The 25,123-nt window shown below is 72.0% G+C and carries 22 protein-coding genes; 6 read left to right on the plus strand and 16 right to left on the minus strand.

Going from position 1 to position 25,123, the window contains the following annotated elements:
- Nucleotides 1-71: 71 nt before the first annotated feature.
- Genes VD659_RS10855 through VD659_RS10880 form a run of 6 tightly spaced genes read right to left on the minus strand, consistent with a single transcriptional unit; the run spans nucleotide 72 to nucleotide 6,950 of the window.
- A complete protein-coding gene (locus VD659_RS10855; RefSeq protein ID WP_423261118.1) occupies nucleotides 72-1,640 on the minus strand; it encodes a gamma-glutamyltransferase in 1,569 nt (522 codons plus the stop codon).
- Between the two features lies 1 nt (nucleotide 1,641).
- Nucleotides 1,642-2,736, minus strand: coding sequence for an N-methyl-L-tryptophan oxidase (gene solA, locus VD659_RS10860; protein ID WP_423261119.1), 1,095 nt, complete (start codon nucleotides 2,734-2,736; stop codon nucleotides 1,642-1,644).
- Nucleotide 2,737: 1 nt separating this feature from the next.
- Nucleotides 2,738-4,003, minus strand: coding sequence for an aminotransferase class V-fold PLP-dependent enzyme (locus VD659_RS10865; protein WP_423261120.1), 1,266 nt, complete (start codon nucleotides 4,001-4,003; stop codon nucleotides 2,738-2,740).
- A 20-nt stretch (nucleotides 4,004-4,023) separates the two neighbouring features.
- Entirely contained in the window at nucleotides 4,024-4,371 is a 348-nt protein-coding gene (locus tag VD659_RS10870) for a hypothetical protein (RefSeq protein WP_423261121.1), read from the minus strand.
- Nucleotides 4,368-5,900 (minus strand): GMC family oxidoreductase, encoded by a 1,533-nt coding sequence (locus tag VD659_RS10875; RefSeq protein WP_423261122.1) that lies wholly within the window; start codon nucleotides 5,898-5,900, stop codon nucleotides 4,368-4,370. The genes VD659_RS10870 and VD659_RS10875 overlap by 4 nt, the downstream gene beginning before the upstream one ends.
- A 3-nt stretch (nucleotides 5,901-5,903) precedes the next feature.
- Nucleotides 5,904-6,950 carry a hypothetical protein gene (locus VD659_RS10880; RefSeq protein ID WP_423261123.1) on the minus strand — a complete coding sequence of 349 codons (1,047 nt, stop codon included), beginning with the start codon at nucleotides 6,948-6,950 and terminating at the stop codon, nucleotides 5,904-5,906.
- A 77-nt stretch (nucleotides 6,951-7,027) separates the two neighbouring features.
- Here VD659_RS10880 and VD659_RS10885 point away from each other — a divergent pair, with 77 nt between their 5' ends.
- The 3 genes from VD659_RS10885 to VD659_RS10895 are packed head-to-tail and all read left to right on the plus strand — an operon-like array spanning nucleotide 7,028 to nucleotide 10,462.
- Entirely contained in the window at nucleotides 7,028-7,357 is a 330-nt protein-coding gene (locus tag VD659_RS10885; RefSeq protein ID WP_423261124.1) for a hypothetical protein, read from the plus strand.
- Nucleotides 7,357-9,663: a N,N-dimethylformamidase beta subunit family domain-containing protein gene (locus VD659_RS10890; protein ID WP_423261125.1), complete on the plus strand. Its 2,307-nt coding sequence runs from the start codon at nucleotides 7,357-7,359 to the stop codon at nucleotides 9,661-9,663. The genes VD659_RS10885 and VD659_RS10890 overlap by 1 nt, the downstream gene beginning before the upstream one ends.
- Nucleotides 9,664-9,685: 22 nt before the next feature.
- A complete protein-coding gene (locus VD659_RS10895; protein WP_423261126.1) occupies nucleotides 9,686-10,462 on the plus strand; it encodes a sulfite exporter TauE/SafE family protein in 777 nt (258 codons plus the stop codon).
- On the opposite strand, the gene VD659_RS10900 is transcribed toward VD659_RS10895, so the two are convergent.
- Genes VD659_RS10900 through VD659_RS10915 form a run of 4 tightly spaced genes read right to left on the minus strand, consistent with a single transcriptional unit; the run spans nucleotide 10,416 to nucleotide 13,169 of the window.
- Nucleotides 10,416-10,841, minus strand: coding sequence for a hypothetical protein (locus VD659_RS10900; protein WP_423261127.1), 426 nt, complete (start codon nucleotides 10,839-10,841; stop codon nucleotides 10,416-10,418). The two genes, VD659_RS10895 and VD659_RS10900, sit on opposite strands and share 47 nt — an antisense overlap.
- Nucleotides 10,838-11,626, minus strand: coding sequence for an N-acyl homoserine lactonase family protein (locus VD659_RS10905; protein WP_423261128.1), 789 nt, complete (start codon nucleotides 11,624-11,626; stop codon nucleotides 10,838-10,840). Before VD659_RS10905 ends, VD659_RS10900 begins: the two co-directional genes overlap by 4 nt.
- 38 nt (nucleotides 11,627-11,664) lie before the next feature.
- Nucleotides 11,665-12,333: an urea amidolyase associated protein UAAP2 gene (locus tag VD659_RS10910; RefSeq protein ID WP_423261129.1), complete on the minus strand. Its 669-nt coding sequence runs from the start codon at nucleotides 12,331-12,333 to the stop codon at nucleotides 11,665-11,667.
- On the minus strand, nucleotides 12,330-13,169 hold the full coding sequence (locus VD659_RS10915; RefSeq protein ID WP_423261130.1) for an urea amidolyase associated protein UAAP1: 840 nt from the start codon (nucleotides 13,167-13,169) through the stop codon (nucleotides 12,330-12,332). Before VD659_RS10915 ends, VD659_RS10910 begins: the two co-directional genes overlap by 4 nt.
- Nucleotides 13,170-13,284: 115 nt before the next feature.
- Here VD659_RS10915 and VD659_RS10920 point away from each other — a divergent pair, with 115 nt between their 5' ends.
- Nucleotides 13,285-14,010: a TetR/AcrR family transcriptional regulator gene (locus tag VD659_RS10920; RefSeq protein WP_423261131.1), complete on the plus strand. Its 726-nt coding sequence runs from the start codon at nucleotides 13,285-13,287 to the stop codon at nucleotides 14,008-14,010.
- Here the strand turns inward: VD659_RS10920 and uca are convergent.
- Nucleotides 13,997-17,701 carry an urea carboxylase gene (uca, locus tag VD659_RS10925; protein ID WP_423261132.1) on the minus strand — a complete coding sequence of 1,235 codons (3,705 nt, stop codon included), beginning with the start codon at nucleotides 17,699-17,701 and terminating at the stop codon, nucleotides 13,997-13,999. The two genes, VD659_RS10920 and uca, sit on opposite strands and share 14 nt — an antisense overlap.
- A 33-nt stretch (nucleotides 17,702-17,734) precedes the next feature.
- Here uca and atzF point away from each other — a divergent pair, with 33 nt between their 5' ends.
- Nucleotides 17,735-19,462 (plus strand): allophanate hydrolase, encoded by a 1,728-nt coding sequence (gene atzF / locus VD659_RS10930; RefSeq protein ID WP_423261133.1) that lies wholly within the window; start codon nucleotides 17,735-17,737, stop codon nucleotides 19,460-19,462.
- A gap of 4 nt (nucleotides 19,463-19,466) precedes the next feature.
- Entirely contained in the window at nucleotides 19,467-20,276 is an 810-nt protein-coding gene (locus tag VD659_RS10935) for a class II glutamine amidotransferase (protein ID WP_423261134.1), read from the plus strand.
- Here VD659_RS10935 and VD659_RS10940 read toward each other — a convergent pair whose 3' ends face one another.
- The 5 genes from VD659_RS10940 to VD659_RS10960 are packed head-to-tail and all read right to left on the minus strand — an operon-like array spanning nucleotide 20,277 to nucleotide 24,922.
- A complete protein-coding gene (locus VD659_RS10940) occupies nucleotides 20,277-21,293 on the minus strand; it encodes a branched-chain amino acid ABC transporter permease (protein WP_423261135.1) in 1,017 nt (338 codons plus the stop codon).
- Nucleotides 21,290-22,156 carry a branched-chain amino acid ABC transporter permease gene (locus tag VD659_RS10945; protein ID WP_423261136.1) on the minus strand — a complete coding sequence of 289 codons (867 nt, stop codon included), beginning with the start codon at nucleotides 22,154-22,156 and terminating at the stop codon, nucleotides 21,290-21,292. Before VD659_RS10945 ends, VD659_RS10940 begins: the two co-directional genes overlap by 4 nt.
- Complete coding sequence (locus VD659_RS10950) at nucleotides 22,153-22,851, minus strand: ABC transporter ATP-binding protein (RefSeq protein WP_423261137.1); 699 nt, start codon at nucleotides 22,849-22,851, stop codon at nucleotides 22,153-22,155. The genes VD659_RS10945 and VD659_RS10950 overlap by 4 nt, the downstream gene beginning before the upstream one ends.
- Nucleotides 22,848-23,612, minus strand: coding sequence for an ABC transporter ATP-binding protein (locus VD659_RS10955; RefSeq protein ID WP_423261138.1), 765 nt, complete (start codon nucleotides 23,610-23,612; stop codon nucleotides 22,848-22,850). The genes VD659_RS10950 and VD659_RS10955 overlap by 4 nt, the downstream gene beginning before the upstream one ends.
- Nucleotides 23,612-24,922 carry an ABC transporter substrate-binding protein gene (locus VD659_RS10960; RefSeq protein WP_423261139.1) on the minus strand — a complete coding sequence of 437 codons (1,311 nt, stop codon included), beginning with the start codon at nucleotides 24,920-24,922 and terminating at the stop codon, nucleotides 23,612-23,614. Before VD659_RS10960 ends, VD659_RS10955 begins: the two co-directional genes overlap by 1 nt.
- Between the last annotated feature and the right edge of the window lie 201 nt (nucleotides 24,923-25,123).

Consider the following 25,123-nt stretch of genomic DNA (forward strand, 5'->3'; position numbering starts at 1 on the left):
CCTCCAGGTGGTGCGGGCGGTTCGGGTGACGACGGGGTGCGGGGGTGGTGCGGGTTTCGGGGTGCTGCGGCTCAGACGGTCACGACGAGCGCGGCGCCGTCGGCCCGGGGATCGCTCGCGGCTTCCAGCGGCGCCGCCGGCGGCGGGTCCTCGCGCGACGACGCATCGGACGGATGCGCGCCGACGCGCGCGGCGACACGGACGACCTGCACGTGGCCGGCCGAGTCGTCGGGGCCGGCGAAGCGGGCGACGGGGAGGCCGATGGCCTCGGCGTGGGTCACCACGGCGGGATCGACCTCGGGTTCCACCACCAGCGTCAGGCGCTCCTGGCCGAGATCGACGTCGCCCACCACCCAGCGCGGCCGGGCCAGCGTCTCGGCCAGCGTCACCGCCCGGTCGCGGAACGCGGGCAGCAGCTGCGCCAGGATCCACGGCTGGGCGCGCCCGCCCTGACAGCCGGCGATCACGAGACCGCCGGCATCCTGCACCATCACCGGGGCGAGGGTGTGCGGGGGCCGGGCGCCGGGGCGCAGGCGGCCCGGGGAGTGCTCGTCGAGGGTGAAGGCGGCGCCGCGGTTGTGCAGCACGATGCCGGTGACGGGTTCCAGGATGCCGCTGCCGAAGGTCATGTAGACGCTCTGGATGACGGTGACGCCCCAGCCCTCGTCGTCGGCGGCGGTGATCGCGACGGTGTCGCCCTGCGCCGGCGACTCGCCGGGCGCAGCGGGCGGCGCGGTGCGGAGTTCGAGCAGCCCGGTGACGTCGGCCGAGCCCGCGCGCGGGTCGCCGAGGTAGGCGGCGCGCGCGGCGACCCCGCGGAGCGCGGCGTCGAGCAGCGCCACGTCGTGGGGGGCAGACGCCTCCGCCGGCGACGCCGCGGTCGCGGCGCCGACGACACCGATCGTCAGGGCGCCCGCGGACGGCAGCGGCGCGGTGAACCAGCGCCCACCGGCCACCTCGGCCTCGACGGCCGGCCCCACTTCGGCACGGTGGGCGGCGAAGTCGCCGGCCGTGTGGGTGCCGCCCGCCGCGGCGAGCGCCGCGGTGAGCACCCGGGCCGTCTCGCCCGTGTAGTAGTCGCCAGGGTCGCCGGCCAGGCGACGCAGCGTCGCCGCGAGGGCGGGCTGCCTCAGCGCGTCCCCCTCGCGGAGGAGCCGGCCGTCCGGTGCGAAGACGGCCGAGAGCCCGGGGTCGGCCGCGATCTGCGCGGTGCGCGAGTCGATGGCACGTTCCAGCCCCGCGCTCACGATGGTGCCCGCATCGGCGGTCTCGGCGGCGGAGGCGAGGGCGGCGCCGAGCGGCAGCCGGGCGCCGAGCTCGGCTAGGGCCGTCCACCCGGCCACGATTCCGGGCACGGTGACGGTGTGCACCCCCTGGCGCGGCATGGCGGGCCATCCGGCCGCCGCCCCGAGGATGCCCGCCGGCGCCGCCCCGGCGGAGACCACCGAGAGGGTCTCCCCCCGCGGGGTGCGCACGAGCGCGATCAGGTCGCCGCCGAGCGAGCACTGGTGCGGGTAGACCACGGTGAGCATCGCCGCCGCGGCCAGGGCGGCATCGAGGGCGTTGCCCCCGGCCCGCACGGCGGCCTCGGCGGCGGCGACGGCCTCGACGTGCGGCGCCGCGATCGCGACCGAGCCCATCTCAGATCCCCCGCCGGGCGGTCGACACGAAGTCGAGGTCGTCGCGCGCCATGCCGTCGGCGAGATCGGCGGCGGCCTCGCCGACGGCGGGCGCGAACTTGAAACCGTGACCGGAGCAGGCCGAGACCACGACCACGCCGGGGCTCGAGGCCAGCGGGCCGATCACGAAGCGCTTGTCGGCCGTCATCGTGTACAGGCAGGCGGCCGCGTCGGCCGGACGCAGTTCGAGACCGGGCACGTATCGCTCCAGGAGGGCGAGCAGGGAGTCGACCTCGGCTCCGGTGGGCGGCGCGACAGGAGTCTCGGGGTCCCAGAGCTCACGCGCATCGACCCCGAGCTTGACTCCGTTGCCGTCGGCGTCGGGGATGCCGAACACGAGCCCCTCGGCGCGGTCGACCGAGAAGGCGCCGAGCCCGGGCGGGCGCCCGATCGCCTGGCCGGCGGGAACGGTGACGGTGAGGATGCGCCACACCTCGAGCAGGTCGGCGAGCTCGGGCACCAGGCGGCCGAGGAACGGGCCGCCCGAGAGCACGAGCCGTCGAGCCCGGTACTCACCGGCATCCGTCTGCACCACGACTCCGGCCTCGGTGCTCTCCCAGCCGATGACGGTCTCTCCGAAGCGCAGCTGGGCTCCGCCCGCGGTCGCCACCGAGCGGAAGGCGGTGAGCGCCCGTGAAGCCTCCACCACTCCGGCATTCGGGTCGTACACGGCGCGGTAGCCCTCGGGCACGCGGAAGTCGGGCATCAGCCGCTCGAACTCCTCGCGGCTGTCGACCGCGACGCATCCGGGGCCCTGCAGCTGCGACTCGCCGGCGTGGGCGTAGAGCCCGCCCGTGCGGTGCAGGAGGGTCTGACCGGTCTCCTGCTCGAGCGCCGCCCAGCCGTCGAAGGCGCGGTCGACGAGCCCGTTCCACACGGGGTTGGGGTATGCCCGGCGGATCATGCGGGTGCGGCCGTGCGAGGAGCCCCGCTCGTGCAGCTCGCCGAACCGCTCGAGCCCCAGCACCGTGCGGCCACGCCGGGCGAGGCTCGCGGCGGTGGCGCTGCCGTGCACGCCGAGGCCGACGACGATCACGTCCGCGTCGTCGTCCGCCACCTCAGAGTTCTCCGTTCCGGGCCGAGGCCGCGATCGCCGCGACCCCGTCGAAGAGGGCGGCGAGGTCGTCGCCGTCGTTGTACACGTGCGGCGAGGCCCGCACGACCGAGGATATCCCGCGGGAACCGAGATCCCACTGGCCGTGGGTGTCGGGCACCGACACCACCCGCACGTCGCGCGCGGCCAGCAGTTCGGTCACCCGGCTCGCCGGCACCTCGTCCACCGTGAAGGTGACGATGGCCGAACGCGATCCGGCCGGATCGGCCACCACCACGCCCGGGATGGCGGAGAGCCCGGTGCGCAGCTGCGCACCGCGCTCGCAGAGCCACTCGGCGGTCTCGCCCACACCGCGGCCGAGCGCCTCGCGCAAGGCGGTGCCGAGCCCGAGCCGGCCGGCGATCGACGCCTCCCAGCTCTCGAAGCGGCGAGCCGAGTCCACGAGCTCCCAGTCGGCCATCCCGGTCCACTGCGCTCCGCGCACGTCGGGCGCGAAGGGCAGCAGCCGCTCGGTGAGACCGGCGGCCACGTAGGCGAATCCGGTGCCGCGAGGCGCTCGGAGGAACTTGCGGCCCGTGGTCACGAGCACGTCGCAGCCGAGCTCGCGCACGTCGGTGCTGAGGTGGCCGGTCGACTGGGTGGCGTCGAGCAGGTAGGTGGCGCCATGCCGCGTGGTGACCTCGCCGATGCGGGCGGCGGGTTCCACGAGGCCCGAGGAGGTCGGGATGTGCGCGATGCTCACGATCGTCGGCCGGCCGTCGGAGAGGATGCTGTCCAGAGCCTGCGGGTCGACCTGGCGCTGCGCGTCGACGGGGGCGATCACGAGCTCGACGTCGCGTTCGCGCGCGATGGTCATGAGGTGCAAGGCGTGGCTGACATAGGTGCTGGTCGAGGCCACGATGCGACTGCCCGGGGCGGGCCGCAGGGCGTCCACGATCACCCGGAGGCCGGTCGAGGCGCTGTCGAAGATCGCGATCTCGCTCGCGCGGGACCCCACCAGCTCGGCGGCCGCCGAGTAGACGTCTTCGCTGCTCGGGCGCACCTTCGCGGCGGCTTCGTAGCCACCGAGCTCCTCTTCGAGGCGCAGGTGCTCGATCACGGTGCGGATGACGCCCTCCGAGGGCAGTGCCGAGCCGGCGGCGTTGAAGTGGCGCGAGTGGCCGGCGCCCGTCGTGCGCCCACGCTCCCGGGCGACATCGATGCCCGTCACGCCCGCTTCAGCCCGCTCGCGCAAAGCCGGTACGGCGTCCGTCGCGTCGACCGATCTCATGTACTCCACACATCCTCCAACTAGGATCCAAAAGTATCATATGTGGATCCAACATTGGATCCCGCTGCCTGCGCCGAGGGCGTGCCGCCTTCAGCAGCCGCGCATCGCCCCGGAAGGGTGACACCGCGGTCGACGGCCGGCGGCGCCGTCACCGGAGTGGCCGGCAGCACCAGCGCGTCGACCTCGGCGAGCGGCCGACGGCGCGGATGCGGTGACACCTTCGCGACCACGCGGGGGTCGACCTCCTCGATGCGGTCGAGGTGGTCTGTGAGCACCTCGACCGCCGAGAACTCCCGTTCGCGGATGCCGGCGGCGAGCTCGGTGGCGCTGAGCCGGTGCAGCGCACCGGCATCCGCGACCCCGCTCACGCCACCCCGCCGCGATCCTCGAGCAGGAAGCTCGCGATCCGCTCGCCCACCACCACGACCGGCATGGCGGTGGTGGCGCGCGGGACGACGGGCATGATGGAGGCGTCGGCCACCCAGCATCCGGTGACCCCGTGCACCTGGCCGCGGGCATCCACCACCGCCGTCGGGTCGGAGGCCGGCCCCATCTTGCAGGTTCCCACCGGGTGCCAGTAGTTGTCGGGGTTCGCGTTGACGTGTGCGATGAGGGCGTCGAGGTCGCCCACCTCGGGCCCCGGGTGGATCTCGGCACCCACGAGCCCGGCCATCGTGGACGTGCCGGCGATGGCCCGCAACTGCTCCATCCCTTCAGCCAGCACCCGCGCGTCGTGGCCGGCGGGGTCGCTCAGGAAGCGATGGTCGATCACGGGCTTCGCCTCGGGGTCGCGGCTCGAGATGCGCACGAAGCCGCGCGAGTCGGGCAGCAGGGCGCCCACCCCGCAGCTCCAGCGCTTGCGGTCGAACAGGTGGCTGGGGCTGTACGGAAGGAAGTGCATGTCGAAGACCTCGGGGTCGAAGCTCGACGCGGCCTTCGCCATCGCCTGCTCGTCGGGCGCCCAGCCGGTCTCGCGCAGAGCACCCATCTCGCGCTCCATCCGCTCGGTTCCCGACCAGCTCATCAGCGCGAACGGCTGGTCGTGCAGGTTCTCCCCCACGCCCCGGAGCTCCACGAGCACCGGGATCTCGAGCTCGCCGAGCAGCGCCGCCGGCCCGATGCCCGAGCGCTGCAGCAGCTGCGGGGAGTTGTAGGCGCCGCCCGCCACCACCACCTTCCGGGTGCGCACCACGTGCGCTGCGCCCCGCCACTGCACCTCCACACCGGTGACGGCGCCGTTCTGCACGAGCACACGCGCCACGTGCGCCTCGCCCACCACCGTGAGGCCGGGCAGCTGCCGGGCCGGGTCGAGGTAGGCGAACGCGGTGTTCCAGCGGATGCCGTCGACGATGTTGTTGTCCTCCGGCGCGAAACCCACCGTCTCGTCCATCACGTTGAGGGTCTCGAGCTTGGGCAGCCCGATCGTGGTGCCGCCGTCGTACCACGCGTACTGCCAGGGCGTCAGCTCCTCGGCGGTGTAGCGCTTGACGCGCATCGCCGCCGTGCCGGCCTCGAAGAACGGCAGCAGCTCGTCGGTCGACCAGCCGGGGTTGCCGGCCTCGGCCCAGCCGTCGTAGTCGCGGCGGTGGCCCCAGGTCTGTGTGGTGCCGTTGAAGTCGGAGCAGCCGCCGATCGCCCGGGCCCGCTCGAAGGCGACCGTGACCGGCAGCGTGTCGCCGGAGTCGTAGCCCCAGTCGTTGGAGTGGCCGAGGCGCGTCGCGTCGAGGATGTCGGCGGGCCACTCGGGCGACCCGAACGGACCGAAGTCGGGCCCGGCCTCGAGCACGAGCACCTCGGCTCCGGCCTCGGCCAGGCGGGCGGCCACGACGTTGCCGGCCGTTCCTCCGCCCACGATCACGTACTCGCTCTCGGCGGGCAGGGCGTCTCGTTCTGACATGGCTCAGTTCTCCTCGGTGTCGGGGGTGGTGGGCGCGGCGGGCGAGGGCCGGTCGAGCAGGCGGCGCGGCTCGTGCACGAGCATCCGTTCCACCCGTTCGGCCGGAACACCCCGCTCGATCAGCTCGGGCACGATCCGGGCGAGCAGGTGCTCGTTGCCGTATCCGCCGTAGTGCCGTTGCTGCGCCTTGGTCCAGTTGGAGCCGCCGAGCACGTGCACGGAGCCCGGATGCGCCTCGAGGAAAGGCACGAAGAAGTCGAGCCGCTGGTGGTCGGAGGGGTTCTCGACCCGGCCGCGCTGGCTCGCCTCGGTGCCGAAGCACATCTCCAGCACGGCGCCGGCCGCGGCGAGCTCGCCCCAGTAGGCGGCGTCCAGGTATTCGTCGGCGTTCGTGAACACCACGCGCTCGGCGGGCAGGCCTTCGTCGGCGCACAGCGCGAGCACGTCGAGCCCCGGCCGGGCGTGCTGGTCGAGGCGCACCGACATGGCCGCTCCGGTGCGCACGGCCGCGCGGGCGCCGGCGCGCAGGCCCACCTTCTCCTCGGGCTCCACGGTGCCGCTCGTCCCCATGATGCCCACCATCCCGGCCCGGTAGTCGGCGCCGGGCACACGATCGGTCAGGGCCGAGACGATGAGGTCTTCGAGCTCCTGCTCGCCGAGCGCGGCGATCTGCGGCGGGAGGGTGCGCGGGATGTAGGTGCCGTAGGCGCTGACGATGGTCATGCCCGAGCGGCGCGAGATGTCGGGGAGCCGCGCATGATCGGGGCCGAGCCCCCAGGAGGTGGCGTCGACCACGGCCTGCTGCCCCGCCGCGACCGCCAGGGCGAACTCCTCCACCGCCAGCTCGGGGTCGTCGAGGCGCAGGTTGTCGGCGAAGGCGAGCTGGTTCCAGCGCAGGTAGCCGAGGGTCGACATGCTCACCCGTTCCTCGGCCGGTGCGGGCTGCGAGCCCGGCCGCCGCAGCCGCGACGAGTCGGCGAGCACGTGGTCGTGCATCGAGGTCGCGCCGAGCCGGTGAGCCTCGATCGGCCCCAGAACCGTTTCGATCATCCGGCACCCTTTCGACAATGGTATGGATCCAATGTATCGTCTATTGGATCCTAGTGGCTCCCGAGGAAGGCGATGCAATGGTTCTCTCCGAGAACGACAGGTACATCCTTGACCACCGCGTGAGGCCCCTGGTCACGCCGGAATTGATCGCCGAGCAGCGCGACCGGCCGTTCGGCCCCCAGAGCACGGCCATGAAGGAGGTGCTCGACTTCCTCCGGCGCTCGCCCGACCCCGAGCTCCCCCGGTACATCGTGCTCGATCTCGACGGCGACTTCGAGCTCGCCGTGCGCTCCGACCGCCCCGGCGGCCCCCCGGTGCCGCTCTCGCCCCGCGTCACCTACCCCGACCGCGGCGCGGCCGAACACGCCGTGTTCCTGCTCCGCCTGACCGATCACGGAGTCATCTGATGAGTTCACCCGACGAGGAGATCCTGCTGCCCGGCGGACTCATGGGCTACACGAGCGTGGTCTCCGCCGCCCCGGGCGACACGGTCGACCTCTTCGTGAGCACGACGTCGGCGCGGTGGACCGCGGAGCTGGTGCGGCTCTACGCCCTCGAGATCCCGAGCGCCGGCGTCGAGCGACGCGAGCAGCGGGTGGAGTCGGTCCCGGCCTTCACCGGTCCCGGTCTCGACCAGCCCAGCGCGGCCGGCTCCTACGTGCGCGTCGAGCCCGACGACTCGGTCGACCACGGCGCCGGTCTCACCCTCGCCCTCGTACTGCAGCCCACCCTGCCGGGGGGCGACCCGCAGACCGTGATCGCCCAGCGCAGCGACGACGGATCGGCCGGCTGGTCGTTCGGCATCACCGCCGAGGGTCGCGCAGTGCTGCGCGTGGCCACCGAGGCCGGCCAGACCGAGCTCGTGGCCGATCAGCCGTACACGAGCGGATGCTGGTACTCGGCCCGCGTGGTGATCGGCGCCATCGCGGGCGACTCCGTGGGTTTCTCGATCGAGCCCACGGGCACCTTCGAGAGCAACCGCGTGGTCACCGGCATCCCGGCGATCGCCCCGATGTCCGGAACACTGCCGGCCGAGCCCGTCTGGGCTCCGGAGCATCCGCTGCTCTGGGGCGCCGGCTGGCTGGCCGGGGGACGTTTCCCCCAGGAGAGCTTCGAGGGCCGCATCGAGAACCCCGTGCTCGTCGCCGCCGCCCTGCCCGCCTCGGCCGGGCTCGCCGAGCTGCGCGCGCATCCGGAGCTCCTCGGCGACTGGGACCTCGCGCACGGCATCACCCGCCACGGCTTCGCCCGGCCCAGCCATGTGCACGACGCCGGCCCGGCCGGCCGCCACGGGGTCGCCGTGAACCACCCCACGCGTGCCGTGATCTCCTCGGGCTGGCGCGGCGACACCTTCGACTACCGCTACGTGCCCGACGAGTACGCCGCGATGCACTTCCACCGCACCGACATGACCGACTGCGGCTGGGAGTCGCAGGCCTCGCTCACGGTGCCCGACGGCCTGCCGAGCGGCGTCTACGCCTTCCGGCTGAGCGACGACGACGGCCACGAGGACCGGGTCCCGCTGATCGTGCGCCCGCCCGTGGGCACGGCCACGAAGCCGGCCCTGCTCGTGCTGCCCACCAACGCCTACCTGGCCTACGCGAACGATCACGTGGGCGTCGACAGCCCGCGCACCCAGGTCTGGGATCAGGCCGTGGCCGTGCTCGACCCCTGGTGGCTCTACCGCGACTCGCACCGGGAGCTCGGCCTGTCGATGTACGAGTCGCACGCCGACGGGCACGGGGTCTGCTATTCGAGCTGGCGCCGGCCCATCCTCACCATGCGGGCCACCGTGTACAACCACGACGGGCCGGTGTGGCAGTTCTCCAGCGACCTGCAGCTGATCGACTGGCTCGACGGCACCGGCCGCGAGGTCGACGTGGTGACCGACGCCGACCTGCACCGCGAGGGGGTGGACCTCCTGAAGCGCTACTCCACCGTGATGACCGGCACGCACCCCGAGTACCCGTCGCGAGAGATCCTCGAGGCCTACGAGGCCTATGTCTCGGACGGGGGGAGGCTGATGTACCTGGGCGGCAACGGCATGTACTGGGTCACCGGCTTCGACCCCGAAGACGAGCAGGTGATCGAGATCCGCCGCTGGGGCGGCACGCAGGCGTGGCTGGCTCCGGCCGGCGAGTACCACCTCAGCTTCACCGGCACCCAGGGCGGCATCTGGCGCTTCGCCGGCCGCCCGCCGCAGAAGAGCTTCGGAGTGGGTTTCGTCGCCGCGGGCAAGAGCACCGGATCCGCGGGGTACCGCGCGCTGGTCGACGCGGACTCCCCGGCGGGGTGGGTGCTGAAGGGGGTCCGCTCCCGGGACTTCGGCGCCTACGGCTCCTCGGGTGGCGCGGCGGGCCTCGAGGTCGACGCGGTCAACCCGCTGCACGGCACTCCGGATCAGACCGTGGTGCTCGCCACCTCGGTGGGGCACACCGACGACATGCTCGAGGCGCGCGAGAACTTCAACATGACCAGCCGGGTGCTCGGCGGTGCGCGCAATCCCAAGGTGCACTCCGACCTGGTGCTGGTGCCGCGCGAGAACGGCGGGGGCGTGTTCTCGGTGGGCTCGATCGCCTTCGCCGGGGCTCTCTTCGTCGACGACTACACGAACGACGTGTCGGTGCTGCTCGGCACCGTGTTCGATCGCTTCGTCACCGGCGAGCCGGTGCTCGACGAGCCGGCCGGGTCGCGGTCGGCGGATGCGGGCTGACGGGGCCGGCCGGGCGGCCCACATGATGCGGTCACCCGGCCGCATCATGGCCCTGGTAGCCGTCGGCCTGGTCGCCGGTTTCCTCTCCGGGCTGTTCGGGGTGGGGGGCGGAGTGGTCATCGTGCCGGCGCTCACGCTGCTGCTCGGATACGGCCATCGCGCGGCCTCCGGCACCTCGCTGTTCGCGATCGCCCCGTCGTCGCTCGCCGGGGCGATCTCCTACGGGGTGCGCGGCGACGTCGACCTGACGGCCGCGGTGCTGATCGCGGCGGGCAGCGTGCTCGGCACCCAGCTGGGCGTGGCCCTGCTCCACCGCATCTCCGCCCGCACACTGTCCTTCGTCTTCGCCTCCTTCGTGGCCTGCACCCTGGTGTCGCTCTGGGTCGTGGTGCCCACTCGCACGGGCGAGATCACGCTCGACCTGCTCACCGGCGTCGCCCTCGTGCTGATCGGCGTGGTGGCCGGTGCGCTCTCCGGGTTGGTCGGCGTGGGCGGTGGCGTGGTGATCGTGCCGGGCCTGCAGGTGCTGCTCGCGGCCGGAGACCTCGTGGCGAAGGGCACCTCCCTGGCCACGATGGTGCCGACCTCCCTGCTCGGCACACTCGGTCATCTCCGGCGCGGCAGCGTCGACCTGCGGGCCGGGCTCGTCGTCGGCGTCGCCGCAGCCGCGGTCGCGCCGCTCGGCACGGTGCTGGCCGGCGCGATCGACCCGGGCGTGAGCCGGGTGCTGTTCTCGGCATTCCTCGTGCTCGTCACGATCCCCGTGCTGCTGAAGAACCGCCGGCCTGCGGCGCGGTAGCGCGCGGTCCCCTGCGGCGGAGGCCGATCCGGGCCCCCGGAACCGCCGCGGCGATCAGCGCGGCCAGCTCCAGGAGAGCGGGTTCGGCCCGGGCGATCAGCTCGGGACGGGCGCGCAGGCGCAGGAAGACGAAGCCGCTCTCCCGATCGGCGCTCAGCGCGAGGGTGGCGCCCGGATGCCCCGCGACGCGGGCCACGAGGTGGCGGGTCATCGCGGTGGAGTCGTCGGCGAACCCTCCGGCGTCGGGCACGACGCCCACGCCCTCCAGCAGCCCGGCGGCCGCCTCCTCCATCGACACCCGCACGAGCTCCCCCGCCTGCCGGCCGCGCGCAGGGCGCACCAGCAGGGTGAAGGACGAGAACGTGCGGGCCCGGATCATCCGACGGTCTGCTCGCCCCAGGCCCACCAGCCGGGGTCGTGCCCCGGCCACACCTCGGTCTCCGGCTGCGCGTCGAGCGCATGGAGCCTCGCGATCGAGCGACGGGCGGCCTCCTCGTCCTGCGGGCGCATCACGCTGCCGCAGGGGATCGACTCCTCGATGTTCCTGCGCAGGTCGGCCGCGTCGCAGGCGAGCACGATGGTGCGCCCCGCGAGCTCCACCACGAACGACTGGTGCCCCGGCGTGTGCCCGGCGGTGTCGATGGCGGTGAGGCCCGGGGCCAGCGCGGTGTCGCCGTCGATCATCGCGATGTCGAGTTCCTCCCGCAGGTAGTCCGGAGGCACGGTCGCGAACGCCCCGCCCATCTCGGGGCTGATGCCGGCACCGAAGGCGTACTCCTCGCGCTGGAACACCACCGGCACCGTGGCGGGCAGGAAGCGCAGACCTCCGGTGTGGTCGACGTGCACGTGCGAGATCGCGCATCCGCGCAGGCCGTCCCAGCCGAGGCCGAGTGCGGCCAGGCGGTCGGGCAGCGGGTCGCCGGGCGGGAGCAGGGCCGTGTAGCTGTCGTAGTTGAAGTACCGGCCGCGCTCCTGAGGGTCGCGCACCACGTCGGCATTGAAGCCCGAGTCGAGCAGCACCCAGCCGTCGAGGTAGACCACCGCCGTCGCCGTCACCGGCTCGAGCAGGAAGAGGCCCTCGTCGCCGCCCTTGACCGAGATCGACTCGCGGATGGGCTCGAAGCCCAGCACCAGCGGATGCACCCGCAGCGGCCGCCCGCTCACCGCGAACACCTCTCCGGGCCGCCAGTCGCGCACCGGCATCAGCGGGCCGCGGCGGGCGCGCCGGTGACGACCATCCGCACCGGGGTGGGGTCGAAGCCGTTGCACGGGTTGTTCACCTGCGGGCAGTTCGACACCAGCACGATCACGTCGCGCTCGGCCCGCAGCGTGAGCGAGAGCCCGGGCGCCGAGATGCCGTCGACGATGCCGAGCACGCCGTCCGGCTCCACCGGCACGTTCATGTAGAAGTTCACGTTGCTCACCAGGTCGCGCTTGCCGAGCCCCCAGCGGGCGCCCTCGGCGAGGAAGTTCTCGACGCAGGCGTGCTGGTGCACGGTGTGGTCGCCGTAGCGCAGGGAGTTCGACTCCTTGCTGCAGGCGCCGCCGATGGTGTCGTGCCGGCCCACCTCGTCGTCGACGAGGGTGAGCAGGGGCTCGCCGCCCGTGGCCAACAGGGTGGAGCCGGCGACGAGGAAGATGTTGCCCTGCGCGGCCATCGTCTGCTGCGCGCTGTACCGGATGGCGGTGTCGTGCGCGTCGTAGACCAGGAAGTCGACCGCCTGGTTGCCCTCGAGATCGACGATGGTGAGGCACTCCCCCGTGCGCAGGATGCTCGACCACGGGCCGCGGCGCGCCACCACCATGTCGGCGACGATGGGGCCTCGGGCGGCGGGCCCGGCGGCGGGGAGAGCGGATCTCTCGGCGGTCATCGGATCCCCCTGAGGCGTGCGTAGGCGATGGTGTTGGCGAAGGCGCGGGCGGCTTCCGGGGTGGCGGTGGCCTCCGGCGCGTCGGACTCGGCGGGCGCGCCGCTCCAGGCGCGCACGCGCAGCGGCGTGCTGACGTACTGTTCGCGCGGGTCGAGCGAATGTGGCACGTTCGCCAGCAGCAGCACGAGCGGCAGTTCGGCGCGCAGTCGCACGCCGGCGCCCGGCCCGGCTGAGCCGGTGAAGCGCATCGCTCCGTCGGGCTCCACCCTCACGCCTTGGAAGAGCGCCACCGTGGGCGGCAGGTCGCGCGGGGCGAGACCGCACTTGGCGGCCGCGAGCGTCAGCAGCTCGAGACCTGCCGGGGTGCCTCCCTGGGGCGAGCCGTCGCCGTAGCGCTCCTCGTTGCGCCGCCGGTTCGAGGTGCCGGCGAAGGTGTCGTGGTGCGCGGATCCGTCGGCCAGGATACTGGCGAGCACCCGCCCGCGATCCGAGAGCAGCAGGCTCCCCGCCGAGAGGTACGCCTGCCACTGCACCTTCACCGTGTCGGCCAAGTTCAGCCGTTCGTCGGTCTGCACCGCATTGAACAGCGCGAGGTGCGCACACGCGTCGCCCTCGAGGTCGGTGAGCTCGATCAGGGTGCCGGCCGCCACGGTGAGGGCGGTGTAGCCGCCACCGGCCACGGTCTCGGCCCAGAGCATCCGTGCAGGGTCGACGCCCTCCGGCAGGTGATCGGCGGTCGAGGGCGGCAGGATGGGCATCGTCTCGATGCGCACGCCGCCCTGGGCGCGGGCGTGCGCCCGGGCACCGGTGGGGTCATGGGTGACGGATGCGGTCATCGGCGGCCTTCCCTGCTCGGCCCGGTTATCTGTCGCTTGACAGATTTGATGGTCCCATCAAAGCGCATCCTCGTTTCGGGCGTGTAACAGAAGCGGTCTGTGGCAGCATGGCGGGATGGCCGGAACCCGCAGAGCTGCGCGAAGCGACGTGGGCCGCCCCCGCTCGGGAGTGCCGGACCGGCCCGATCTCAGCGCCTCGGAGCAGATCCTGGATGCGGCCGGGCGGCTGTTCGTCGAGCGGGGCTACTCCGCGACCACCACCCGGGCCATCGCGGATGCCGTCGGCATCCGCCAGGCCTCGCTCTACTACCACTTCGCCACCAAGGAGCGGCTGCTGGATGTGCTGCTGCTGCGCACGGTTCAGCCCTCGATGACCATGGCGGCGCGCCTGGCCGATGCCGACGGCCCGGCGGCGGTGCGTCTGTTCGCCCTCATCGCCTACGACGCCGGCCAGCTCGCCACGGCTCCGCACAACGTCGGGACGCTCTACCTGCTGCCCGAGGCGCGGGCGGCGCAGTTCGGGCGCTTCCACGAGGAGCGGCAGGGCCTGCGCGCGGTGTACGCAGCACTGATCGCCCGCACCCTCGACGAGCGGGCGGACGCCCGGGCCGTGCCGGACGGCGACCGCACGGCGGCTGTCGTGTTCGGCCTGGTGGAGAGCATCATCGCCATCCGCGCCGATCACCCCGAGGAGGACCCCGGCGCCCTGGTCGCCCTGGTCGCCCGCAGCGCGCTCCGGGTGCTCGGGTTCGGCGACCGCGAGCTCGAGGCCGTGGCGGTCTCCGGCCACGACCTCCTGGAGGCTCTGGAGCAGAGCGGCCCCGGCGTCACGCCGGCATGATCACCGCGAGCGCCTCCCCCGCGGCCACCTGACGCCCGGCGGCCGCCGGGACCGAGAGCACCGTGCCCGTCACGGGCGCCACGACGTGAGTCTCCATCTTCATCGCCTCGAGCGAGACCAGGCGATCGCCCGCCTGCACCACCGCGCCGGGCTCCACCTCGACCCGCCAGACGTGCGAGACGAACGGCGCGTCGACCCGCACCGCCCCCTCGGGAAGCACCTCGTCCGGGCCGGGAGCCGCCTCGGCGACGCCGGCCCCGGCCGCCTCCGCGCGATCGAACTCCCCGGAGGCTTGCCAGGCGGCGCGCTCGAGAGCGAAGGCCGCGCCCTGGGTCTCGCGGAACGCGGCGATCGAGTCGGCGTTCTCTGCGAGGAAGGCCTCGTGCTCGGCGAGCGAGAAGGTGCCGTCCTCGATGTCGAACCGCCCCCGGCCGGCGGCCACGTCGGCCCGGAGGTCGAGCAGCTCCTCGGCCGAGACGGGGTACCACGAGATGCGGTCGAAGAAGTCGAGCAGCCACGGGCGGCGCCCGGCCGCCGCATCCGCATCGCCCGCGCGCATCCGCTCGAACGAGCCGTACCGGCTCCACACCTGGGTGGTGCGGCCCACGAACTGATAGCCGCCCGGCCCCTCCATGCCGTAGATGCAGAGGTAGGCGCCGCCGATCCCCACCGAGTTCTCGGCGGTCCAGGTCCGGGCCGGGTTGTACTTGGTGGTCACCAGCCGGTGGCGCGGGTCGAGCGGCGTGGCGACCGGCGCCCCGAGGTACACGTCGCCGAGCCCGAGCACGAGGTACTCGGCGTCGAAGACGGTGCGCAGCACGTCGTCCGTCGTGGCCAGGCCGTTCACCCGGCGGATGAACTCGATGTTCGACGGCGTCCACGGCGCATCGTCCCGCACCCCGTTCATGTAGCGCTCGATGGCCTCGCGGGTGGCCGGGTCGTCCCACGAGAGCGGCAGCCGCACACGGCGGCTGGGCACCACGAGGGCTGCGGCGGAGGGGATCTGCGCCTCGAGCCCACGGAGCTCACCCAGGAGCCGGGCGGCCGTCAGCCGGTCGGGGTCGAAGTGCACCTGCAGCGACCGAATGCCCGGGGTCAGATCGAGCACGCCGTCGATCGCGGCCTCCTCCACGCGCCGGTGCAGGGCGTGCACGCGGGCGCGCAGGGCCAGGTCGAGCACGAGCTCGCCGTACTCCACCAGCAGGTTGTCGTCGCCGCTGCGCCGGTAGGTCACGACCGGGTCGCCGTCCTGCCGCAGCAGCACCCCCTCGTCGCCGTCGCCGCCGGCCGCGAGCAGGGCGAGCGGCACGGCGCGCCCGGCGCCCAGTGCGCGCAGCGACGGCGCGGCAGAGGCGGCGACCGGCGCGAAGCGCACGGTGTCGCCCGGCTTCAGCTGGCCGAGCTTCCAGCGCTCGGCCGACACGACGGTCACCGGGCAGACGAAGCCGCCGAGACTCGGACCGTCGGGGCCGAGCAGGATGGGGGTGTCGCCGGTGAAGTCGACGGCGCCGATCGAGTACGCGTTGTCGTGGATGTTCGAGGGGTGCAGGCCCGCGTCGCCGCCGTCGGGCCGTGCCCACTCCGGGCGCGGGCCCATCAGCCGAACCCCCGTGCGGGCCGAGTTGAAATGCACGGTGTACTCGGCCTGGTACAGCTGCTCGATGTCGGTGCGCGTGAAGAACTCGGGTGCCCCGTGCGGCCCTTCGGTCACGGCGAGCCGCCAGTCGTGCACGATCTCAGGCCGCACGAGGGTGCGGCCCGCCGCGCCCTCCGGCCCCACGGCGCCTGCACCCGCGGCGGCGGCATCCTCCCCCGTCGCGCCGCGCCCTGTGGCCGTCCGCGCGCGCAGCACGTCGGTGCTCGTGAGCGCCCGCCCGCCGTGCCCGCCGAACTGCCCGAGCGTGAACGTCGAGGCGCTGCCCAGGTACTCGGGCACGTCGAGGCCCCCCTCCACCAGCACGTAGCTGCGCAGCCCTGCACCCTCGGCCGCACCCACCGAGAGCGTGCTCCCGGCCGGCACCAGCACGGGCTCCCACATCGACACCGGCTCCCCGTCGACGGTCACCGGGGCCTCGGCACCCGTGACGCACACCCGCGTGGCGGCGTCGAAGCGCAGCGCCGGACCCGAAACCGTGCATTCCAGCCCGGGGGCTCCTTCCGGGTTGCCGAGCGCGACGTTGCCGAGCCGGAACGAGAGATCGTCCATCGGTCCGCTCGGCGGCACCCCCACCTGCCAGTACCCGACGCGGCCCGGCCAGTCCTGCACGGTCGTGAGCAGGCCCGGCCGCTCCACCACGATCCTCGGTTCCGGATCGGCCAGCGTGGCCAGCGTGGCCGTGACCTGCCGCCCCTCGGCCACGACGGGCTCGGCCGCGATGGCGCGCAAGAGCCCGAGATTCGTCTCGATCCCGTCGATCCGCATCTCCCCCAGCGCCGTGGCCAGGGCCGTCCAGGCCGCCTCGCGATCGGCCCCCTCCACGATGATCTTCGCCAGCATCGGGTCGTAGTGGCTCGACACCTCGGTTCCGGTGCGCACCCAGCGGTCCACCCGCGCCCCCTCAGGCAGGACCACGCGCGTGACGGTGCCCGACGAGGGCTGGAACCCGCGCGAGGGGTCCTCCGCGTACACCCGCGCCTCCACTGCCGCGCCGCGCACCGGCACGGCGCCGCTCGCGCGGTACGGCTCGAGGAAGCCGTCGTCTCCGCCCGCCAGCGCGAGCATCCACTCCACCAGGTCGACGCCCGTCACGGCCTCGGTCACCGGATGCTCCACCTGCAGCCGGGTGTTCACCTCCAGGAACGAGGCCTCCCGGCGCTCGGTGTCGTACACGAACTCCACCGTGCCGGCCGAGCGGTAGTCCAGGGCGGCGCAGAGCTCGCGCGAGGTCGCGTGCAGCGCGGCGCGCAACCCCTCGTCGAGATCGAAGGCCGGAGCCTCCTCCACGACCTTCTGATTGCGCCGCTGCAGCGTGCAGTCGCGGTCGCCGAGACTCACCACCGTGCCCCGCCCGTCGCCGAAGACCTGCACCTCGATGTGCCGGGCGTTCTCCACGAAGCGCTCGGCGAACACGCCGCCGCCGCCGAAGCTCTGGCCGGCCAGTCGCTCGATCGACACGAAGGCCTCACGGACCTCGCCGGCACTGCGGCACACCTGCAGGCCGATGCCGCCCCCGCCGCCGGTGGCCTTGAGGATGACGGGGTAGCCGAGCTCTCCGGCCGCCTCCGCCGCCTCCTCCGGCCCGGCGAGCATCCCGGTGCCCGCCACCATCGGCAGCCCCGCCCGTGCGGCGGCCTCGCGCGCCGTGTGCTTGTCCCCGAACACCCGCAGCTGCTCCACGGTCGGCCCCACGAAGGCGAGTCCCGCCTCCTCGACGCTGCGGGCGAACTCGGCGTTCTCGGAGAGGAAGCCGTAGCCCGGATGCACGGCGCCGGCGCCGCTCTCGAGCGCGGCCTGCAGGATGCGCGGACCGTTCAGGTACGACTCGCGCGCAGGCTCGGGGCCGATCCGCACCGCGAGGTCGGCGGCCTCGACGTGCATCGCGCCGCGGTCGGCCTCGGAGTACACGGCCACGGTGCGCAGGCCCATCGCCCGGGCGGTGCGGATGATGCGGCAGGCGATCTCGCCCCGGTTGGCCACGAGCACGGTGTCGAAGCCGAGTCGGCGGGCTGGGAGCGCGGCAGAAGTCGTCATGCGGTTATTTCTATCATTTGATAGTTTTCCGTCATGACCACTGCTGCCGTCGACCGCGTGAACCGTTGCTTCGCCCGCCTCACCGAGGTCGACCGCCCGGAGGCGTGGATCTCCATCCGCCCGCAGGGAGAGGTGATCGCCGAGGCGGCCGAGATCGACCGGCGCACCGCAGCCGGCGAAGCGCTCCCCCTGGCCGGGCTGGTGTTCGGGGTGAAGGACAACATCGACGTGACCGGCCTGCCCACGACGGCCGGGCATCCGGGGTTCTCGCACCTCCCCGAGCGCACCGCCACCGCGGTGGCCCGGCTGATCGAGGCCGGCGCCCTCGTGATCGGCAAGACCAACCTCGATCAGTTCGCCACCGGCCTCGTCGGCACCCGCAGCCCGTACGGGGCCGTGCGCAACGCCCGGCACCCGGAGCGCATCTCGGGCGGATCCTCGGCGGGCTCGGCGGTCGCCGTCGCGCTCGGCGTGGTCGACTTCGCGCTGGGCACCGACACTGCGGGCTCGGGTCGCGTGCCGGCGGCCCTCAACCGCATCGTGGGCCTCAAGAGCAGCTACGGCATCGTGCCGCTGGACGGCGTGGTGCCGGCCTGCCGCTCCTACGACTGCGTCACCGCCTTCGCCGCGGATGTCGGGCTCGCCACCGCGGTGACGCGCATCATGGCCGGACCGAGCGCACTCAGCCCCAGTTCGCGCGCCTGGCCGGCCGATGTGGTGCTGGGCGCCCCGCCCGCGCCGAGAGTGGCCGTGCCGGCGCCGCGTTTCCTGGACGTGCTGTCGGCGCCGCACCGCGCATCCTTCGCCGCCTCGGTCGAGTCGCTCGTGGCGCACGGCGCCGTGATCGCCGAGATCGACCTGCAGCCCTTCCTCGACTGCGCGAGACTGCTCTACGACGGCGCCCTGGTGTCCGAGCGCTCTGCCGCCTACGGCGAGTTCCTGGCCGGCCACCCCGACGGAGCCGACCCGACCGTGGCCCGCATCGCTGCGGCAGCCGCCACCCGCACCGGCCCGGAGCTGGTCGCCGATCAAGAGGCGGTGGCGCGCTACCGGCTGCTCACCCGCGGCCTGCTCGAGGGCTTCGACGCCCTCCTCGTGCCGACGGCCCCCGAACACCCCACGCTCGCGGAGGTCTCGGCCGATCCGCTCGGCGTGAACTCCCGCATGGGGCTGTTCACGAACTTCATGAACCTGCTCGACATGGCCGGTGTCGCCGTGCCGGCCGCCGGCGCAGACATCGCCGGCGACGGCGCCGCCGACGGCGAGTTCGGGGTGACGGTGGTGGTGCGCGGGTTCGAGGATCAGGTCGCCGTCGACCTCGCGGCCGTGCTGACCGGCGAGGACCGCCCGCCGGTGCTGCCCACCGGCGGCATCGAGCTCGCCTTGTTCGGCGCCCATCTCAGCGGCCAGCCGCTCAACCACCAGCTCGTGGAGCGGGGCGCCCGCCTCGTGGGGCCGGTCCGCACGAGTGCGGACTACCGCATGGTCGCTCTGCCCACCACGCCCGCCAAGCCCGGCATCGTGCGGGCCACCGGCGCGGGGGTGTCGCTCGCCGCCGAGATCTGGTCGCTCTCTCCGGCCGCTCTCGGCGACTTCCTGGCCCTGCTTCCGCGCCCGATGGCGCTCGGCCGGCTCACCTTCGCCGATGGGGTCGAACGACTCGGCTTCCTCTGCAGCGAGCCCGAGGGGCCCGACATCAGCGCGGCCGGCGGCTGGCTGAACCATCTCGCCGGTGCGACACCCGGCACGCCCTCGGCCTGAGCCGATGTCGCGCATGCTGGCGTATGCCGCCGCCCGGCCACTCAGCAGCGTCGACGCGATCGGCGAGGAGGAGGTCGCCTCGTTCCTCGCACTCGCCGAGCTGCACCGCGACGGCTGGGGGCGTGCCTGGCTGTCCGGGCCTGGCGCCTCCGTGCGCCTCTTGACGGGCGCGGATCCCGCCGTGCACGCGCTGCCCCCGGTCGCGGCGACCCCGGCGACGGCGGCGATCCTCTACCTCCGCTTCGCCAGCGCGGGAACCGATGTCGCGAGCGCCGACCGTCAGCCCTTCGAGGCCGAGGGCATCGCCTTCGCCCACAACGGCGCTCTCGTTCCCCGCGAGCGCACCCTGGCCGAGCTCGACGACGAGGAACGCGCCGCTCTGCGGGGCAGCACCGACAGCGAGCTCTACTTCGCCCTCGTGCGCCGCGAGCTGCGACGGGGCGGGCGGCCTCCCGGGCAGGCGGTGGCCGCCGGGGTATCGCGGGTGCGCGCGCTGCACCCCGAGGCCTGCCTGAACGCGATGCTGCTGGTCGACGGCGACCTCGTGGTGGTGCACGCCCCCGGCACGGTCCCGCCGCCGCTCGCCGCCTTCGCCCGCAGGGGCGTGGCCGGCGACGGCCTCCCGCCGGGCCACGACGGCAGCTACAACGTGCTGGCCACCACCGTGCAGCGCGGCGTGCGCATCGTCGCCACCACCGGCACCGCCATCGCCGGCCTCACGCCGCTGCCCGTCGACACCGTCGTGACGTTCGCCGCCGATGGGCCGCCGCGCTGCACCCCGATTCCTCCCGCGAGTCCCGGCTCTTCCGCCTGACTACTTGAACCGGCCGAACGAGGTGGAGTAGCCGGTCGGGAACACCGAGATCCTGCGGCGTCTCTGGATCAGCCCCCAGACCCCGCCCCGGAAGAAGAGTGCGAAGACGATCGCGAGGACGCCCAGGAGGATCAGGTACAACGAACCGTACTCGGCGAGCGCCTCACGGAGCCCCCAGAAGATGAGCGCGCCGATGATGGGGCCTTCGATCGTGCCCACTCCTCCGATCACCACCATGAAGATCATCAGAACCGACCATTGCACGGAGAACAGGGAGTCCGGCTGAACCCGCAGCGTCGAGATGGCGATGATCGCGCCGGCCATCCCCGTGCCGACGCCGGAGACCACGAAGACCAGACGCTTCGCCCGGCTGACGTCGACGCCCGACGTCGCCGCCGCCGTGGGGTCGTCCCGCACGGCGGTCAGTCCGAGACCGAATCCCGATCGCACCAGGAAGACGCAGATGAGCAGGGCCAGCACGGTGACGGCCAGAGCGATCCAGTAGCTCACCGCGATCCGGAGGTCGCGATCGAAGGCCGACATCGCATACAGGGAGATCCCGCTGCCCAGCCCGAGGGAGGGGAACTGCGTGATGATCAGCTTGACCACTTCGGCGATGACCCAGGTCCCGATGGCGAAGTAGCCCCCGATGAGCCGGAAGGCGAGGAACGAGAACAGGAACGCGATCACCCCGGCGATGATCCCCGCCAGGGGCACCGCCAGGAAGATGTTGATTCCCAGTTGGTCGGCGAGCACGACGAGCCCGTAGGCGCCGAGGCCGATGTAGGCCTGCTGGCCCACGGATTCCATGCCGCCGTACCCGGCCATGAGGTTCCACATCGATCCCAGGATGATGAAGATCAGCAGGTCGGTCACCGAGCGGATGTTCGAGAGGGCGGTCATGAACGGCAGCGCGAGCATGACCACGAACAGCAGGATCACCGCTGGAGTGCCGAACCTCGAGGTGCGGGTCCACCGGGTGACGGTGACCGGGGGGATGTCTGTCCGAGTGGTCATGAGCGCTTCACCTTTCCGCTCAGTCCCTGTGGCATGAAAGCCAAGAAAATGAGGAAGACAATGTGTCCGATCAGGATTCCCTGGGAAGGGAAGTAGTTCGCGCCGACGGTCTGCGCGACGCCGAGCACGAGCGCCCCCAGGAAGGTTCCCCAGAGGCTGCCGATGCCGCCGATGATGACGGCCTCGAACGCGAAGATGAGGAGCATGCCGCCCGAGGTCGGACTGAATGAGGTCTGGATCCCCGACGCGACTCCGCCGATGGCGGCCAGAGCCAGCGCGATGGCACCGGCCCAGGCGTAGATCGTCTTGGGCCGGATGCCCAGGAGCTCGACGGTGGGCGCATCCTCGCTGATCGCCCGCACGGCGCGGCCGAACTGCGTCTTGGCCATCACCAGGGCCAGGATGCCGAGCAGCACCAGGGACAGCACGAACAGTCCCAGCGGATACACACCCAGCCGGACGACGCCCAGATCGATGGCGGCGGTGTCGATCCAGCCCAGGGTCATGCGCTTCTGATCGGCCGATTCGGTGACGAGCAGCACGTTCTCGATGATGATCGCCAGCCCGAAGGTGACGAGGATCGACGGAAGGGCCGAGGTGCCGAGCGTGCGCTGGAGAACGAAGCGCTGCAGCGCCCACCCGAAGGCGGCCATCACGGGGACCACGACGAGCAGTGAGAGAGCGGGAGACCATCCGGTGGCCTCCGTGAAGTGGAGCGCCACGAAAGCCGCCAGCACGGCGAAGGCGCCGTAGGACAGGCTCACGATCTTCATGACTCCGAAGATGAGCGACAATCCGGCAGCGAAGATCGCGTACAGCCCGCCCAGCATCAAGCCCTGGACGACAGCGTCAAGGAGGTTCACCGGTGCCCCGTTCCAAAGTATGCGGCCGCGATCTCCGCGACGTCGAGGTCGCGTCCGGCCAGAGAGGTCTGTCCTTCGAGCAGGCAGTGCACCTGATCGGCGACCGAGAGGGCGCGCTTCACGTCCTGCTCCACGAGGAGGACCGTCGCCCCCTGCTTCGTGATCTCGCCCAGGCGGTCGTAGAACTCCACCACGATGGCCGGAGCCAGTCCCAGGCTGATCTCGTCGAGCATGATCACCTCGGGGTTGCCGACGAGAGCGCGAGCGATCGCGGTCGCCTGCTGCTCCCCTCCGGACATCTGTCCCGCCGTGCGGTTCAATCGTTCGGCGACGAGCGGGAACAGCTCGCAGACGGAGTCGAGGTTCCAGTGCCCCTTCCGCCCGGTCGACGTTCCGAGCTGCAGGTTCTCCTTCACCGTCAGCGAAGGAAAGAGGCGCCGGCCTTCAGGAACCATCAGGATCCCTCGACGTGCGCGCGCGCTGGCCGACAGGGAGGTGACATCCTCGCCGTCGAGGACCACCGAGCCGGTGAGCGCCCTCAGCTGACCCGCGATGGTCTTGAGGAGGGTGGACTTCCCGGCTCCGTTGGCGCCGATGACGGCCAGGATCTCGCCCGCCTCCACGCTGAACGAGATGTTGCGCAGTGCTGTCAGCTGGCCGTAGCCCGCCGACAGGTCGTTGACCACGAGTGTCATGTCTGGTCCGCTCCATCCGTGCCGAGAACGTCGTCGTCCGGTTCGATTCCGAGGTAGACCTGCCGCACCGCGGGCGAGGCCATGACCTCATGGGGGTCGCCTTCGGCGAGGATGCTGCCGTAGGTCAGGCAGACCATGCGCGTGGCGACAGACAGGAGCGCGTGCACGACGTGTTCGATCCAGACCACGGTCACCCCTGCATCGAGCACCCCGCGCACGAGCGTCAGCAGCTCGGGCACCTCGCTCTCGGTCAGCCCGCCGGCGATCTCGTCCAGCAGCAGGATGCGCGGCTTGGAGGCCAGCGCACGCGCGACTTCGAGGCGCTTGCGATCGAGCAGTCGCAGATCCTTCGCCTGAACGTCCGCGAGCTGCTCGAGGTTGGCCAGCGAGATGGCCTCCACAGCGGACTCCTGCGCCTCCTTGCCCCGGAGGCTGCCCGCGAAACGCGCGGCGACGAGCGCATTCTCGTACACGGTCATCCCCAGGAAGGGGCGCGGGATCTGGTAGCTGGTCGCGATCCCTTGACGGGATCTCCAGCTCGGTCGTCTCGAGGTGATGTCCACTCCGTCGAGCACGATCCGGCCGTCCTGGGGGGAAGTGGTTCCCCCCAGGACGGACAGGAGCGTCGACTTGCCGGCACCGTTCGGGCCGATGACGCCGAGCAGCTCGCCGCGGTAGACGGTCAGATCGAGGTCGACGAGAACCTGTAGGCGCCCGAATCGAACGTTGATTCCTTTGGCGGCGAGAAGCTCGGCGGACACTACTGCTTGGGCCAGTCGATCGGCTGAACGTCGCTCGTGGTGGGGATCTCCGGGTGGCCCACGTTCGAGACGATCTCGATGGAGTACTTGGCATCACCGGTCAGGCGCCACTGCCCACCCGTCACCGGCGAGATGGCGACACCGGGCATCGGCCCGTTGGCCCAGTCGAGATTGCCGACCAGCGTGTCCACGTTGAGGGTGGACATGGTGGCCGCGAGATCCTCGGAGCTCGTGCTCTTCGACTTGGAGAATGCGGCGTCGGCGACCTCGAACAGCGCTTCAGCGAAGCCGAGAGGCATCGTCCACTGCTTTCCCGAGGCCTTCTCGTAGTTCGCCGCGAAGGTCGCGCTCGAGTCACCGGTCAGGCTGCTCGAGAACGGGTACGACGGCGACCACCACACCTCGGTCGAGAGGTTGTTCCCGAGATTGCCCAGGGCCTCCACGACCGAGGGGAACTCGATCGCCTTGGCGATGGTCGCGACCTTGGGCTGGTAGCCCTGCTGGACGGCCTGCTTCCAGAAGGTGATAAAGTCCGGCGGAACCATGATCCCGACGAGGGCGCTGTCCTGGTTCTGCTTGAGCGAAGCGATCTGCGAGGAGAAGTCGGTGGTCCCGTTGGGGAAGGCACCGGGGTTGTTCAAGGTGTAGCCCTTGCTCTGCGCGAAAGCGGGAACGGCCCCTGCCCACGCGGCGCCGTCGCCGTCGTTGGGGAACAGCGCGCCGAGGTTGGTCTCGCCCGGAGCGGCCTTGTTCCAGATGTCGGCGTAGACCGGCAGAACGTCGCCGAGGCCCCAGAAGAAGTGGAAGGTGTACTTGAAGTGCTTCGTGTCGGACCCGCCGCGGCCGTAATACCAGGTCTCCCACGGCGCGACCGTCGAGATGCAGACGACCTGGTTGGCTTCGCACTGATCCGAGACGGGGTTGTTCGTCTCCGGCGTCGAGGAGACGAGGATCATGTTGACCTGGTCCTTGAGGATGAGCTCGCTGGCGACATCCGCAGCGCGCTTCGAGTCGGACTGGGTGTCCTTCTTGATGATCTCGACGTTGTGCTTCGTGCCGTCGGCGAGCGTGATGCCGTTGGCCGCGAAGTAGGTCTGCATCTGCTCGAGAACGAAGTCGTCGGACTCGCTGAACGCCGCGAGGGAACCCGTCTCCGGAGTGACGTAGCCGATCTTGATCGTGTCGCCGCTGGCGTCCGACGAGGTACCGCCCCCCGAGGAGCTGCCGCCGAGCGAGCAACCTCCCAGAGCGATGACGGTTGTACCGGCGACAGCGATGGCTGCGACCCGTAACGCTGGAGAAAGCTTCATTGCATTCGTCCTTTCCCTGAACTTCTCTGATCAATGCAGCCCCGAGGGGGTGCGGGAATTGATGGTCGGCCAGACCTGGCCAGTCGCGCTTCAGATTCCGCGGAGGTTCTCGTCACTCCGCGCCCTGCTTTCAAGGCGCCTCCGCTTCATCGCGATAGTGTCGACATGTGTTACAAAAACGTGTCTACTGACCCGTATTTG

This window comes from Herbiconiux sp. 11R-BC (assembly GCF_049472555.1).
Classification (GTDB): Bacteria; Actinomycetota; Actinomycetes; order Actinomycetales; family Microbacteriaceae; genus Herbiconiux.

Coding starts and splice junctions, on each gene's coding strand:
- VD659_RS10855 (WP_423261118.1), bottom strand. CDS start 1,640: ATGGGCTCGGTCGCGATCGCGGCGCCGCACGTCGAGGCCGTCGCCGCC.
- VD659_RS10865 (WP_423261120.1), bottom strand. CDS start 4,003: ATGAGATCGGTCGACGCGACGGACGCCGTACCGGCTTTGCGCGAGCGG.
- VD659_RS10875 (WP_423261122.1), bottom strand. CDS start 5,900: ATGTCAGAACGAGACGCCCTGCCCGCCGAGAGCGAGTACGTGATCGTG.
- VD659_RS10880 (WP_423261123.1), bottom strand. CDS start 6,950: ATGATCGAAACGGTTCTGGGGCCGATCGAGGCTCACCGGCTCGGCGCG.
- VD659_RS10885 (WP_423261124.1), top strand. CDS start 7,028: ATGGTTCTCTCCGAGAACGACAGGTACATCCTTGACCACCGCGTGAGG.
- VD659_RS10890 (WP_423261125.1), top strand. CDS start 7,357: ATGAGTTCACCCGACGAGGAGATCCTGCTGCCCGGCGGACTCATGGGC.
- VD659_RS10895 (WP_423261126.1), top strand. CDS start 9,686: ATGATGCGGTCACCCGGCCGCATCATGGCCCTGGTAGCCGTCGGCCTG.
- VD659_RS10900 (WP_423261127.1), bottom strand. CDS start 10,841: ATGATCCGGGCCCGCACGTTCTCGTCCTTCACCCTGCTGGTGCGCCCT.
- VD659_RS10910 (WP_423261129.1), bottom strand. CDS start 12,333: ATGACCGCCGAGAGATCCGCTCTCCCCGCCGCCGGGCCCGCCGCCCGA.
- VD659_RS10915 (WP_423261130.1), bottom strand. CDS start 13,169: ATGACCGCATCCGTCACCCATGACCCCACCGGTGCCCGGGCGCACGCC.
- VD659_RS10920 (WP_423261131.1), top strand. CDS start 13,285: ATGGCCGGAACCCGCAGAGCTGCGCGAAGCGACGTGGGCCGCCCCCGC.
- uca (WP_423261132.1), bottom strand. CDS start 17,701: ATGACGACTTCTGCCGCGCTCCCAGCCCGCCGACTCGGCTTCGACACC.
- atzF (WP_423261133.1), top strand. CDS start 17,735: ATGACCACTGCTGCCGTCGACCGCGTGAACCGTTGCTTCGCCCGCCTC.
- VD659_RS10935 (WP_423261134.1), top strand. CDS start 19,467: ATGTCGCGCATGCTGGCGTATGCCGCCGCCCGGCCACTCAGCAGCGTC.
- VD659_RS10940 (WP_423261135.1), bottom strand. CDS start 21,293: ATGACCACTCGGACAGACATCCCCCCGGTCACCGTCACCCGGTGGACC.
- VD659_RS10950 (WP_423261137.1), bottom strand. CDS start 22,851: ATGACACTCGTGGTCAACGACCTGTCGGCGGGCTACGGCCAGCTGACA.
- VD659_RS10960 (WP_423261139.1), bottom strand. CDS start 24,922: ATGAAGCTTTCTCCAGCGTTACGGGTCGCAGCCATCGCTGTCGCCGGT.